This window comes from Pseudomonas sp. FW305-20 (genome assembly GCF_058788075.1).
The window spans coordinates 94,364-107,455 of record NZ_JBYTAJ010000014.1; the positions used below are offsets into that span (position 1 = coordinate 94,364).

At 53.8% G+C, this 13,092-nt stretch carries 13 protein-coding genes and 1 pseudogene; 4 read left to right on the plus strand and 10 right to left on the minus strand.

Going from position 1 to position 13,092, the window contains the following annotated elements:
- Positions 1 to 35: 35 nt before the first annotated feature.
- Both AC3WP4_RS14545 and AC3WP4_RS14550 read right to left on the minus strand, forming a co-directional pair.
- Positions 36 to 1,667 carry a hypothetical protein gene (locus AC3WP4_RS14545; RefSeq protein WP_102614973.1) on the minus strand — a complete coding sequence of 544 codons (1,632 nt, stop codon included), beginning with the start codon at positions 1,665 to 1,667 and terminating at the stop codon, positions 36 to 38.
- A gap of 1 nt (position 1,668) precedes the next feature.
- On the minus strand, positions 1,669 to 2,808 hold the full coding sequence (locus AC3WP4_RS14550) for a protein kinase domain-containing protein (protein ID WP_102614974.1): 1,140 nt from the start codon (positions 2,806 to 2,808) through the stop codon (positions 1,669 to 1,671).
- Positions 2,809 to 3,122: 314 nt separating this feature from the next.
- Here AC3WP4_RS14550 and AC3WP4_RS14555 point away from each other — a divergent pair, with 314 nt between their 5' ends.
- Both AC3WP4_RS14555 and AC3WP4_RS14560 read left to right on the plus strand, forming a co-directional pair.
- Positions 3,123 to 4,880: a patatin-like phospholipase family protein gene (locus AC3WP4_RS14555; RefSeq protein ID WP_102614975.1), complete on the plus strand. Its 1,758-nt coding sequence runs from the start codon at positions 3,123 to 3,125 to the stop codon at positions 4,878 to 4,880.
- On the plus strand, positions 4,871 to 5,095 hold the full coding sequence (locus tag AC3WP4_RS14560; protein ID WP_102614976.1) for a hypothetical protein: 225 nt from the start codon (positions 4,871 to 4,873) through the stop codon (positions 5,093 to 5,095). Before AC3WP4_RS14555 ends, AC3WP4_RS14560 begins: the two co-directional genes overlap by 10 nt.
- Before the next feature lie 882 nt (positions 5,096 to 5,977).
- On the opposite strand, the gene AC3WP4_RS14565 is transcribed toward AC3WP4_RS14560, so the two are convergent.
- Genes AC3WP4_RS14565 through AC3WP4_RS14575 form a run of 3 tightly spaced genes read right to left on the minus strand, consistent with a single transcriptional unit; the run spans position 5,978 to position 7,606 of the window.
- Entirely contained in the window at positions 5,978 to 6,688 is a 711-nt protein-coding gene (locus AC3WP4_RS14565; RefSeq protein ID WP_102614977.1) for an SDR family NAD(P)-dependent oxidoreductase, read from the minus strand.
- A gap of 43 nt (positions 6,689 to 6,731) precedes the next feature.
- Positions 6,732 to 7,388 (minus strand): DsbA family oxidoreductase, encoded by a 657-nt coding sequence (locus tag AC3WP4_RS14570; protein WP_102614978.1) that lies wholly within the window; start codon positions 7,386 to 7,388, stop codon positions 6,732 to 6,734.
- Positions 7,385 to 7,606 carry a tautomerase family protein gene (locus AC3WP4_RS14575; RefSeq protein WP_008149366.1) on the minus strand — a complete coding sequence of 74 codons (222 nt, stop codon included), beginning with the start codon at positions 7,604 to 7,606 and terminating at the stop codon, positions 7,385 to 7,387. The genes AC3WP4_RS14570 and AC3WP4_RS14575 overlap by 4 nt, the downstream gene beginning before the upstream one ends.
- 221 nt (positions 7,607 to 7,827) lie before the next feature.
- Between AC3WP4_RS14575 and AC3WP4_RS14580 the strand changes: the two genes are divergently transcribed.
- Positions 7,828 to 8,151, plus strand: coding sequence for a helix-turn-helix domain-containing protein (locus AC3WP4_RS14580; protein WP_074872629.1), 324 nt, complete (start codon positions 7,828 to 7,830; stop codon positions 8,149 to 8,151).
- A gap of 53 nt (positions 8,152 to 8,204) precedes the next feature.
- Here AC3WP4_RS14580 and AC3WP4_RS14585 read toward each other — a convergent pair whose 3' ends face one another.
- A complete protein-coding gene (locus tag AC3WP4_RS14585; RefSeq protein ID WP_074872626.1) occupies positions 8,205 to 8,393 on the minus strand; it encodes a hypothetical protein in 189 nt (62 codons plus the stop codon).
- Positions 8,394 to 8,892: 499 nt separating this feature from the next.
- On the opposite strand from AC3WP4_RS14585, the pseudogene AC3WP4_RS14590 reads away from it, so the two are divergent.
- Positions 8,893 to 9,000, plus strand: a pseudogene (locus tag AC3WP4_RS14590) (DUF3077 domain-containing protein); the annotation flags it as partial.
- Positions 9,001 to 9,063: 63 nt separating this feature from the next.
- Here AC3WP4_RS14590 and fic read toward each other — a convergent pair.
- The 4 genes from fic to AC3WP4_RS14610 all read right to left on the minus strand — a co-directional run bounded on the left by fic (position 9,064) and on the right by AC3WP4_RS14610 (position 13,001).
- Positions 9,064 to 10,188, minus strand: coding sequence for a protein adenylyltransferase Fic (fic, locus tag AC3WP4_RS14595; protein WP_102614979.1), 1,125 nt, complete (start codon positions 10,186 to 10,188; stop codon positions 9,064 to 9,066).
- 224 nt (positions 10,189 to 10,412) lie between these two features.
- Positions 10,413 to 11,090, minus strand: coding sequence for an RES family NAD+ phosphorylase (locus AC3WP4_RS14600; protein WP_102614980.1), 678 nt, complete (start codon positions 11,088 to 11,090; stop codon positions 10,413 to 10,415).
- The gene (locus AC3WP4_RS14605) at positions 11,090 to 11,500 is read right to left on the minus strand and encodes an MbcA/ParS/Xre antitoxin family protein (RefSeq protein WP_102614981.1); all 411 of its coding nucleotides are present in this window, start codon (positions 11,498 to 11,500) and stop codon (positions 11,090 to 11,092) included. The genes AC3WP4_RS14600 and AC3WP4_RS14605 overlap by 1 nt, the downstream gene beginning before the upstream one ends.
- Positions 11,501 to 11,699: 199 nt before the next feature.
- Positions 11,700 to 13,001, minus strand: coding sequence for an OprD family porin (locus tag AC3WP4_RS14610; RefSeq protein WP_102614982.1), 1,302 nt, complete (start codon positions 12,999 to 13,001; stop codon positions 11,700 to 11,702).
- Positions 13,002 to 13,092: the final 91 nt, after the last annotated feature.

The following is a 13,092-nucleotide window of genomic DNA, read 5'->3' on the forward strand; positions in this document are numbered from 1 at the left end:
TCCGCTCGAATCTTAGATAACAGACCGAAATGCCGTTAGAACCTCTTGAAATCTTCAGGCAAATAAAACGTCAAGCCTTGTTGGATAGAGTTCGCAAAGGCGATGCGATCTATCGATGGCGTCTGGCGAGCGGCAATTGGCCGTTCAAGTTTAAAAATGCCCAGGTAATTATCTGGGTTCGCCTGGAGTGCGTTAAGTTTATCCAGATAGGCCACGGCAGCTTCCTTGCCATGGTCTGCGTGTTTGATACTGGCCTGGCGAGCTTTTTCGAGCAATTCGCCCGCCCAGCTGGCTCGGGCAAGCATCGCTTCTCGGGCATGATAAATCACGCACATCAACTGGGTGTTGAAGCGCTCGGCGGTGCAAATTTTTTCTGCTTTTTCGTAATACTCGCGACCTTTATCAAGTACACCCAGTCGGTAGCAGAGCATGCCCATGTTAGCGAGGGCATGGGCGGCGTGATAACGGTCTACTTTCATGTGTTCCTGAAACAAGGTCACCCAGCCCGCTACTTTCCTTGTATCCGATTCCGTCGGATTTATCGGATCAATCTTCGCCATTTCCCCATATGCTTTGTTTAACTTCAGCGTTGGGTTACCGGGACTTGTCACTAATCCACGCGTTGCAGTCGCGATGATTTCGTCGTAGCGATCATCAAGAGCAGCCAGATATCCTGCCAGAATTGGGGGCTGACTTGAGTAAGGTTCGGAGTCATACCAGGCCTTGCAGTTCTCGATCGCAGGCTGTATTTCGCCCCTGATGTAGTTCTCCCAAGCCTTCGCCTCATAGGCAATATCCAGGCCCTGAACAGCGGAGTGCGAGGCAAACTTGATGTCGTGCGCTTGCTCCGCCCATACCGCCTGTGCCAAGGAATTGCGGTTTGGATCAAGCAAAGACGCGCGGATGTATGCTTTAGCTTTTTTAATGGCACCGCTTTCAATTTCCAATGTGCCAAGGGAACTGGCGAGCTCGGAAGTGTGACGGGGATGAAATCGCTGCTCCAACAGGCGTTTGGCGGCCACTATATTTTTACTGGGTTGTTCAAGCAGTTGGCAAACAGCCAGCTCGGCCGAGGCAATCCAAGGATCGTTTTTTACGGCTGGGTGTTTGGATAACAGGGCATGGGATCGGTCAAAATCCTCGAGATGAACAAACAGTCTGGAGGCCACTCGGGTGACCCAGCGATGCCCGCCGGCCAATCCCAATGCGATAGACATCGCTCTAGCTGCCGGCTCACCAAGCCCGAGGATAAGATATTCGCGGGACATATCTACCCAGGCGAGGGTGTTGCGCGGGTTGCTGCGGAGACGCCGGCGAAGGTCATGAATTCGAGCACGGCCAGAAACTTGCGGCTGAAATTCATCCGACTCTTCTGCAAGGGCGATGCGCGCCATTGCCAAAACCGGTTGTGGCAAGTCGCCTTCCGTAAGGATTCGTCTGGAAGCGATTATCATTCCTTCCCGGTGACGCTCAAGCTTTGCAGCGTTGAGCAATTCTACCGCAGCGCCAATTGCTTGCGAGTGCGCGAGCTCATCAATAAGCCTGGGCGTTTCATTCCCTAACACCACAGGGTCGGCAGTATTCCTCGTTGATGAATTCTCGGCCAGGGTGGCAGCCATTATGGAAGAATCCCAGATCGGAATGACCTTCCTGTCGAATTCTTCCATGCTAAACCTCATGCTTAACTGGCCTGCGTGCCTCAAGCCGAGCCTGCTTGGCGGCTTCAGTGCGTAGATTCTCCAGAGCACTGACGAACCGGTTCAGGCCTAATCCCAAAAACTGGGATTTCCCCAGCACTCTTTTGGACCCGCGCTGCGTGTAATCAGGGTTGGAACATTGAACGATTAGGTCAATCACTTTGACTGCCGCCCAGGCAGGCAGCGATGTTTTGTACTCTTCCAGTCCGTCAAAAAATGCCTGCTGTAAATAAGGTAGTGCTTGCGCGTAAGTGCTCCCGCCCCCTTCCTCCGGGAACCAGTGTTTCGGGCCTATAGCGGCCGGAATCCGCTCTTGCATCATCGTATTCAGTGTTACACCGAACAACACGAATGAGATCAAGGAGCCGAACTGATAAAGATCACTGCGTTCACGCCGATCCACCCACTCGGGAGGGGCTAAGCCGTACAGCTGCTCCGGTGGAGCATAGCTTGAGTCGCCTGCGACGACCCAATCCTCATAAGCACCGCCAGAAAAACCCTTGATCGAGGCCCTTCCCAGATCACCTACTTTGGCCCCGTGATTTGCAAACACCATCACGTTCGAGGGTTTCAAATCCTGATGGCTTATTTCCTGAGCGTGGAGTTGACTGATGCCAAGAAGGACATCTTTAAGGTAGCCAAATTTAGCCCAAAAGTCGTTTATGGAGCGCTGCTTCAGGTATCCACGAACGTCACCGCCATCGGCAAGCTCCAGAATCATGTAGGGCACTTTCGAAATTTTGTCGCCTTCCTTGCGTTCAACCTTGACAGTGCCGTGACTGATGATGCTAACCACCTGCCGCATTCGGTTTTTCGCACAGTGCTCATTGAGCTTTTGCTCTTGAGAGAACGCGGTCGTTTCCCGATTGATGACGTCTAAAAAATCATGCTCGTCATCGTTGTCTAGGATGCGGTCCAGATCCAGTGCCTTAAGAAATGCCTCGGCTTGGTTGTGTTTGACCCGGTAGGACACCGAAAACGACCCCCCTGTGCCCTCACCACTGGGGTCGGTCTTTCCTACCCCAAGGAGTTCTTCGACAATCCAGCCGCCTTGGAGCTCCAGTCCTTTTAGCCGGGCCGCTGGGGTATCCATCACCTCTTGCACTGTCATCCGTTTATTTCTCCCAGGGTCAGCCGTTTGCGGACTATCCCATATGGGACGCCGGTGGGACCAGAATTCTACTTTTAGAACCGCTTACCAGAAATTTCAGCGCTCAAGGCATGGTTCAGTGATCATGCAAACTTATAGCATATGGCCAGCAGGTTGAAATACACTGACGGTATTTATGAGCATTACAAACATGGCACGCTAAAGTCGTTAGGGCTCAAGAGGCAGGCGCCTGGATCCGAGTGATTGCGCGGCACAGATACTTTAAGCATCTGGGGCATTCACCAGACCATATTGTAAAACCAAGGAATGATTTGATGATAAAGCCGCATCCCGTTTTTCTCGCTTTCCAGGGGGGAGGCGCCAAAGGCGTGGTTCATGCTGGCGCCCTGTTGGCGATCAACGACCTCAAGCTGGAAATCAAAGGCGTTTCTGGTACCTCCGCCGGCTCGTTGATTGCAGCGCTGGTAGCGGCGGGATACACGGGTAAAGAGCTCGTCGATCCTGACACCCAAAGCCATCTTTTCCAATCCATCACGCCAAAATTTGGGATTGTGCGCGCGACGGACATTTTTTCGAAGAATGCCTGGAGCATCTTGAAGTTTACCAGGAGAGTGCCCGTCCTCGTTCAGGGGGTAAAAGGCTTTCATGAAAGTTTGAATTTGCTTCTTCCGGCTGTCCTGCGCCCAGGGAAACGTCAAGGCGTGATTCTGGGACTGTTGCTACTATTTTCTCTTTATTTCTTTCCGACTTTCGCTCAAGTCGTCGCAATCCTCTCCTCCGTTGCGGCTGTGGGATTGGTGGCAATCGTTATTCGCGTCGCTAAGGGCATTTCCAGTGTCAACAAGGTTCGACAGCTGATTGATGGAGCCATCGCTGACAAGCTTGCGCTGGGGCGAGCGAACGTAACGTTTAAAGATCTCTCATCGGCAGGAGGTCTGCCTTTGAAAATCGTGTCAACCAATATTACTGGTGAATGCCTGGAACTGTTTTGTCTAGAGCGCACGCCAGACACACTTATTGCCGATGCGGTCGCCGCCTCTATCTGTCTACCCATCATTTTTGCTCCGTGGCCCATTCGATTCCGGCGTAGCACGGAAAACTTCGTGAGATCCGTGTCCGGCAGCTTCTTTGACGGCGGCTTGATGTCTAACCTTCCGGCATGGCCGTTCGACGAGGAGCGTTTAATTTACCCGGGGACAACCACCATTGCCCTAGGCATCAGCTCATCCCCCTTTCCAGGCGGAGTTCCCAAAGCGCAGCATTGGCTGGGGTCGGTGATCAATGCCATTGTGTCTGGCACCGGAGAAATCCACACCCGAGCAGTGGGTCGTATCATTAAAATCCCGTTGAAGTGTGACCTAGCACTGCTTGATTTTGATGCTCCCATCGGAAAAATTTATGACGAAGTCAGCAGGTCGCGGGATCAAGTGGTTAATCAACTGCGCCGTGAGCTGACCGTATACCCCGCCCTGATGCGTGAGACTGCGACGGTGCTCCACGCCGCAGTCATAGCCATCATGGAGAAATTTGAAGACCGCTGGTTTCGCGGCTCCATGGATCAACACACGATTCGTTTAGCCTTGGGAACGCAACGCGCAGGAGCGATGAATAGCTTGTCGTTGGTCTACGGAGCAGGTTTCGCTGACCACCACCCGGATCACCAAATTACTCTTCCATTATCGTCGTCCGCAGCTGGCACTGCTTGGGATGAAGGCGCGTTGGCGATGACGCTGCCGTTTGCAGATGACGTTCCGTTTCATGCCCGTGAACGAATGTGGGAAAAGGTTCAATGGTTCATGTGCATCCCGGTCACGCCACGGCCTCTCCTGCCAATTGCTCCAGTGATCGGGCGCCGTCATAAGGCTCCTCTATGCGATGGCGTCCACGGCGAGAGAGCGAAAATCCGACCCATTGTTATAATCATCGATGGTACGATGGCGTTTGACGAAAGCCTTGATAACCCTATGGTTGAAATGGTGGACTGCCTAGAACGTATTCAGGAGTCGGTTGTCTCTTATTTTAGAAGCAAAGATCTCGACATCATCCTTCAAGGATCAAACTCATGGCTATAAAACTCTACGTGCACGGTAAGGAGTCTTTTGCTAAAAAGGCCAAGCCAGCGGAGGAATTCGTCATCGATGCGGATTTCCTCGAAGTTGCAGAGGCCCATGAGCAGCAGTTAGATAGCCTTCTCGACCAGTTTCTTGAGCAGCGGGAAAAGGAAAAACGCGAAAAGAAGGTGAAGCTGGTAAAAGCCGGTCGAGAGCAAGCCGTGCACCACAGCTAGATGTACCGCTGTAAAAAGTCAGCCCATCAGTCACCAACTAGAAGCCAGCCCTCATGCGGCCCCTCTACGTTTCCGGCCTTGGAACCTAATCGAGGCGTCAGTGCGCGTAGCAGCTTGGCGGGCTTTTCCGTCCGGTTCTCCGTGTTAACCGCGCAACTCGCCCATACCCATCAGATGCCTCTTGATCACCAGAAATGGATGCTCAACCTTGGCCCGCGCCTGCACTTCGAATCGCCACTGATTTCATCGAAACATTGAAAGCTGCTCTAAACCCATTTCTACCTGTCACAGTCCACTGAGGACCAATACCTATCCTCTATGAGCGTCTGCTATTGGCTGATTCTATTGAAAATAGTCTGGCGCGGTTTTCACAGCAGAAAAGTACGCACCTGAGATTAAAATCTAGAATCGGCGCAGAGGTATTAGGACTTAGATTTCACGTAGCAGTGAACAAAATAGACGCTTTCACCGATCAGTATCCTGGCAGTTTGAGAAAACCGACTTTTTCAACAGAATCGGCTGTCTTCTGCCTATCGCCACTGGCAGCTTTTAGCGGACTCCGGCCTATTCCCTGCGGAGGGGATGATCGACAACGTTCGAACTCAGGAGGTTTACCATTCCGTATGCGGCTCTGAATAACTTGCAGACCGACAGCGTACTGACATCTGAAAAATCCCGAGTTCGATTCCACTGAACGCCATAACTAGCTGATTTATTTATAGTTACTAGTTGGGGTACGCCGAATTTTCCATCGAAATCCAGACGCCCGGAAAACCTGGCCTCCCCGAAACATACCGTTCGTCTGGTGCCGGCACCATACAAAACGAAGCCCTCGTAGAAATACGAGGGCTTTGTTGTTTCTGGCGTTTGGAAAAGCCGGCCTTAGTGCCCCGCACTCTGCCCACCATCCACATGCAAGATCTCGCCAGTAACAAAGTTGGCGCTGTCCAGATACACAACAGCCTGCGCAATATCACTGATCTCGCCCATATGCCCGACCGGGTGCAGATTGCCCAGCGCTTCGTGGGTTTCTTCGCCATGCATTGGCGTCTTGATAATGCCTGGGGACACCGCATTCACCCGAATCCCGCGCTTGGCGTATTCGATAGCCAAAGATTTGGTAGCCGCGTTCAAACCACCTTTGGTCAACGAAGCCAGTACCGACGGCACTCCGTCGATGGCGTGGTCCACCAGGCTGGTGGTGATGTTGACGACATGGCCGCTGCCTTGTTTTTCCATCTCGGTGATCGCAAGTTGGGTGATGTAGAAGAAGCCATTCAGGTTAACCGACAGGACCGCGGCGTAGTCTTCTTGGGTGTAAGCGGTGAACGGCTTGGCAACGAAGATCCCGGCGTTGTTGACCAGGGTGTCGACGCGGCCAAAACGTTCGATGGCTTCACGGATGACTTGCTGGGCGACTTCCGGGTTGCCGATGTCGCCCGCCACGGTGAGGATGTCCGGGTCGGTGGACGGTTTGATCGAACGCGAAGTGGCGACAACGTTGTAATCCAGATCACGGAACGCCTTGACCATGCCTGCGCCGAGACCTTGGGAAGCGCCCGTAATTACGATGACTTTTTTCGAATTGCTCATGATGAACCTCAACTAATAAATGATGGTTTGAGAAAGTAAGTAATCAGGCTTCGGCGGGGGCCTTCGCCATTTGTCTCAACATATGTTCGTAGTACTCGACCGACTGCGAACCGGACACCAGGTGACGACCGTTCAGCACCATGGCTGGAACCGAATTGATGCCGCGCTGGCGGTAAAACGCTTCAAGCTCACGCACTTCTTTGGCGAACGCGCCGGACGCCAACACCTCTTGAGCAGCCACCGCATTCAGTCCCGCTTCAGCAGCCAGACCCACCAGCGTCTCGCGATCGCTCGGGTTCTGGCCGTCGGTGAAGTAAGCGCGCAGCAGGATCTTCTTCAGTGCGACCTGCCGCCCTTTCTGCAACGCCCACATCAACAACCGATGAGCATCAAACGTGTTGTAGAAGTGGCTGCGTTTCTCCAGATCAAACTTGAAGCCGATGGCCTCACCGCGAGCGATCTGCATCGCTTTGCCGGCGGCGACGTCTTCGGCGGTTCGTCCATATTTGCGCATCAAATGCTCGACCGCTTTCTCGCCGACTGCCGGCATGTCCGGGTTCAACTCGAAGGGCTTGTAGGTCAGCTCCACCGAAACCTCACCGGCCACGTTCTCGATCGCCTGCTCCAGCGCCGTCGCACCCAAGGCGCACCACGGGCACACCACGTCGGAGATGAAATCGATGGAGACGGTCGCGGTCATGACTTCCCCTCCGCCTCAGCCAGCTGCTTGCGGTACTGGGTGGTGGTGATGCCGGCGTAGCCCCAGTTATCGGTGTCGACTTCTTCGATCACGATGTGGGTCAGGTGCGGATCCTTGTTGAGGACGCGCTGCAGGGTTTCAGTGATTTCGGCGATCACCTGAGCTTTCTGCTCAGAGGTAACGCCATCGCGGGTGATGCGTACGCTTACGAAAGGCATGAGGAATCTCCAAGTGACCTTCCCTTCGGAATGAATGGGTCGGCGTTGGAGTTCAATGTATGGGGTTGGCTGGAGGGGATAAAGGTGGGGACGGGAACATCATTAGTTACTTGATGTAATGAGTTATGTCTCGCAGACACAATACGTTTGCATCAAAAACGATCAATCGACTAGCCTGCGTTTATCGCAAATTTTAGATAACTCAAAGTAGGGAGGCGTTCATGGCAGTTCAATTTTTCGACAGCCCATTCCATGCCACGCATGACAGCGAAGTCGCTAGCAAAACAGCGTTGAAGATGGAGCTATCGATATTTATCACTGACTACATCAAAACCCTGGGCCTCAAACAAAGTGAGGCTGCAGCCAGGTTGAACGTGACCCAATCACGCGTCTCAGAACTCACCACTGGCAAGATCGAGAAATTTACGATCGATGCGATGATGGACATGCTGGATAAACTCGGTTTTCGAACGACTTTTACCCTGCCGTCCAACGATGCCGGGGCTTTGCCTCAGATCGTCATTTCACAAGCTAACGGCTGCTAGACGTTGTGCGATTTTGCAGTAGGACTCAGCCCCTTCTGTTGTAGTCCGTCTTGTTACGTGTCGCTATTTTCCTGTTTCGGCGACACGTTCTTGGGATGTGTCGCTGAGGACGACACGTAAGTGTCGATGCAATCTTGTATTCGCAACGGCCTGGTCTTGGAGACTTGAGCCGCGCGGCTCTCATTCATTTCGCGTACAGATTCCAGCAAATCCTTTTGAAACTGATCCAATTCAATGTCCATTCCGAATATCTCCTTCAACAAGTCGGCAAGGCCATCAGCATGCCTTCTTCAAAATTATGAAAGTTATGGCTGCCCAATAATCATTGCCCAGCCATAAAAATCACTAAAACCTTCAACCCACGCCACCACCTAGCCACGATTGCGCATCCTCCGCCCGCAAGCTACCTTCAACCCGTCGCTGCCAATTCGGCGACCGGGCCTGATAACCCGAGTAAGATACAGGCGCACAAGCGCCCCAAATCACGATTGCTGGCGTTTTTTTTGTGCCAACATTTCCGTGTAATGGCGGCTGTGCGTGGGAGACCTTCGGGTCTGCCGGGTTCCTGTATCTCCGGTTTATCAGCCCGCGCATAGCTGCCACCCATTCGCCTGATAACGAACGTGGTAGCTCTAACTTTGATTCAGGAGTTTTTGCTAATGCCCGCTATCGATCCGTCCAAAATTTGCGTTACCGCTTCACTGGTTACCACCCACCACCGCCCAAAAACCGGAGGTGCCCGCCTGGGCGTCGCATTTTTTGCAGGAGATGAGTAAGGCGATCATCGATGACGTAGCGAAGGTGCTCGATGCACCGGGTAACAACAAAGCCAGTAACGTCGCGTCATAAACAAATCGTACACAAGAAAAAGCCCCGATCAATCGGGGCTTTTTGCGTTTCGACTCACACACATTAGCCTGCGTAATGCTTGAATTCGTTGCTGTCGCGAATGAGTAATTGCATCAGTTTCGGATGAATAAAAAGCTTCTCCTTACCCACCTGAACCTCTTCCAATACTCCAATCATCACCAGCTCTTTCAGGTGACGAGACGCAGCCTGGCGCTGAGCAATTTTCTTCTCGACGACGTTGCTGATACGACAGTAAGGCTGCTCAAAAATGACATCGACCAGTTCACGCGTATAGGTCTTCGGCAGTTGTTCACGAACAAACTGAGTGGTGTGTTCGGACAATGCACGAATGGCCGCAATCTTGGCCGTCGTCCAGCGAGCGGTTTCTTCTACAGCGCTTAGCATGAACAACAACCATGGTTCCCAAGCCTGTTTAGTCGTGACTTCCAGTAAGTGTCGGTAGTAATCGGCCCGGTAGGCAATGATGTAGCGGCTGAGGTAGAGGATAGGCAGGTTCAACAGGCCTTCCTGGATCAAAAACAAAGTATTTATGACCCGTCCGGTGCGGCCGTTACCATCGATAAATGGATGGATTGCCTCAAATTGATAATGCCCGACTGCCATACGAACGAGGGGATCGAGATCGGTTTCGTTGTGCAGAAAGCGTTCCCAATTGGCGAGGAGGTTACGCAAGTGTTCCTCACCTTCGGGCGGGGTGTAGATGACTTCGCCGGTACGGTCATTCGCGAGCTGTGTGCCTGGCGTGCGGCGGATGTCCAACTTAACGCCTTTTAGCGTGCGGCAAATTTCTACAGCAGTGTTGGTGGACAGCGGCCGCTCCGTCAGGGATTGAAAGCCTTGATTCAGTGCTGTTCGATAACGTAACGCTTCCTTGGTCGCTGGATCCGCATGGTTTTCAGTGTCTTGAGCATGCTGGAACAATAAGTCCGTGGTGGTGACGATGCTTTCTATTTCCGAACTGTCTTTTGCTTCCAGCAACGGAATTGTATTGATCAGGACCGTCTGATTCGGAATCAACTCTGCGGCCTGTTTCAACTCGGCCAACGCGGTACGTGCCTCAATACATTTTTTGAGGACTGCACGTGTTTCCAGCTCGATTCCAGGTGGTAGCAGCGGCAGTTGGTTGTATGGCCTGTCAGCCTGCCATGGCAGCAACGGTTCGGTCATGAATGCGATCCTGATCATCTTGTATGTTTTTTGAGCAGAGAGAGGCTTTACTCATGTCGCCAGTGTAGACATGAGGCCATAACGTGTCGCAATTTTTCACTTTTTGCGACACGTCTGAGAAACATGTCGCCGCGGACGACATGTTGGCGACACGTGTTACCGAAATTGAATTTTCGCGACATGACCTCGTTAATTCCCTAATCAATGGGCTTTTTAGTTCCGGCTCACACCTCGCTGACTTCAAACACAAACGAAATCTTGCGACTGCTCGCACTCCACACATATCGAATGTGCTTGCCTTGCTTCGGAATAGACACGGCCGGCGGACGAAACGCAGCGACACATTCATGGCCGGATAATCGAACGCTGTTGTAAAGCAGCCCCCACGACAAGGTTTCACGCAGTTGCCGGGCAAACGCCTGTGAAGGCCCGTAAGCGTCGGGATCCGGGTTGTGCAGTTCGGGGTAGTTTTGGCGGATGTCATGCATCGGTTTGACGACTTTGTTGACGTAGGTGCGCAGGGTCAACTCGATGTCGGGCTCGTTGGTCGCGGCGAGGAAGCGTTCCTGGTGGTAGCTCGTTTCGGCGATGGCGGCGGCCTGGCTGCTGGCGGCGTAGTAGACGCCGTAAGTGCCGTCGGTGAAGCGGCTGGTTTTGCCGATGTGGGTGAACGCGGCCATGACCGGTGATGAGCCGGGGCCGGAGATTCGGTCTTCGGGCAGCACGCGGGAGAGCACGCCGGCTTCTTGCACCAACCGGTCGTTGGTCAGGGCTTCCAGGGCGTAGGCGGTTTGCAGGTCTTCGGGGTCGAGCACGTCTTCGAACAGGGTGATCGGGGGAAACGCGCTGTTGATCATCCGGTAAGCACGGCTCCACTCGGGGAGCGCTACTGGCGGGGCCATCAGCCGCGAACGCCATCGAGGTAGCGACGCACGTCAGCGATGTCCACCACCCGGCCGGCCAACATATAACTCAACGCGGATTGACCATTGAACGGCGCGGCGGTGTTCGGACTGCTGACCCATTTGTAGGCACGGTCGCGGTTGTTGCTGAAGATGATGCTCAGGGCTTTATGGATGCCCATCAGGTAGGAGATGCGCTCCAGGGTGTCGTGAGGGAGACGCACATTGGGCGGCAGGTGTTTGTATTTATAGAAGGTGGTGTTGCCGACCTTGCCCAGCAGCGTGCGCTGTTCTTCGGCGGTGCAGCCCCAACGCTCCATCAGGTTGAAGAAGAACTTGAGCGCCACACGGCCGGCTTCCGGCGTGTCGAGTTCTTGGGGAGCTGTGCGGATGGGGGATGAAGTGGCCATCGGAAGGACTTCTTCGGGCAAAGGGTTGTGCCTTCAGAGTAGTACAGATCCGAACATGTTTTAAATTTTTGTTCGTTTGCGGATTATCTAAGGCTCGTGAGAGCGTTGAGCTCTAAATCGCGCCCACAAAAAAGCCCCGAACCAGTCGGGGCTTCTTCTTTCTCAGCCTTGCATCAGGCCTCGATAACGCAACCGATCATCAGAAAATGTTGATCGGGTAATCCACGAACACACGCACTTCGTTACCGCTGGAGTTGTACTCACTCGATTTCTGCGACACACGCAGGATCGAGCTGCGCAGTTTCACGCTCAGGTCTTTGGCCGGGCCGCTTTGCACGACGTACTTGAACTGGTTGAAGATTTCGCGCTCGGTACCGCCCTCGCTGGTGGAGGTGGTGATGTTGTCGCCGCGCACGTAGGCGAAGTTGTAGCTCAGGCCTGGAATGCCGAAGGTGCTGAAGTCCAGGCCGTAGCCCAGCTGCCAGCTGCGTTCGTCTTCGGCGTTGAAGTCGGACCAGTAGGAGTTCGCCAGGTAGATGGTGTTGCCACCGTCGCCGACGCGACCTTGGTCCTTCTGGTAGCCGCCATAGGCATAGCCCAGGTTGCTGTCGCCGGTGCTGCGCTGATGGGCGAGCGTGAACGAGTGCGCGCCGGTGGCGAAGGTGGCGGCCAGGCTCCAGATCTTGTTGTCGTCGCCGGTGACGATGCTTTGGCCCGGCACGGTGTTTTCGCGGACGTAGGAACTGTCCAGCTTGGTGCGGTAGCCGTTGAAGTCCAGGGTCAGGGACTGATCCTTGTCGATCGGGAACACGTAGTTGGCGTTCACGTATTGCTTCTTCAGCACGTCTTCGACGTCGGAGGCGTACAGCGCAGCCTTGAACTGTTCGGTGAACTGGTAACTGCCGCCCAATACGTTGATCGACTTCAAGCCGCCGCTGTCATGGCCTTCAGCACTTTTGCGCGATTCGGCGGTGAAGCGGCCGGCGTTCAGTTCCAGGCCGTCGATCTCCTTGGAGGTGATCAGCGTGCCGGTGTAGCTTTCCGGCAGCAGGCGACCGTTGTCGTAGCTCAACACCGGCAGCACTGGCATCTGGTCGCCGTAAGTCAGAACGGTGCTGGATACGCGGAATTTTACCGCGCCGCCGGCTTTGGCCAGGTCGCCGGCCGGGTTACCGCTGTCGCCTTCCTTGAAGAAGTCGATGCCTTGGCCGCCGCTGTGGCTACCACGGTCCAGACGCAAGCCGTACAGACCGAAGGCATCAACGCCCACGCCGACGGTACCTTGGGTGAAGCCCGAGGTGTAGGTGCCGATGGCAGCCTGACCCCATTCACGCTGGTCGGCGTTGCCGTCTTTTTTGTCGCGATTGATGTAGGCATTGCGCAGCAGCACTTTGAGGCTGCTGTCTTCAACAAAACCCTTGGATTCGGCCTGGTCGTTAGCCATGGCCTGTGTAGCACTCAACATCCCCAGAGCGATCAGGCTGATTCGCTTGTTCAACATTTTGTTCTTTTCCTTATGATCGGTTGATACGCACTGTGTCGAACGGCTGAAACGGCGCTATCGCACTCTTTTTTCACCCCAAACAAAAAGG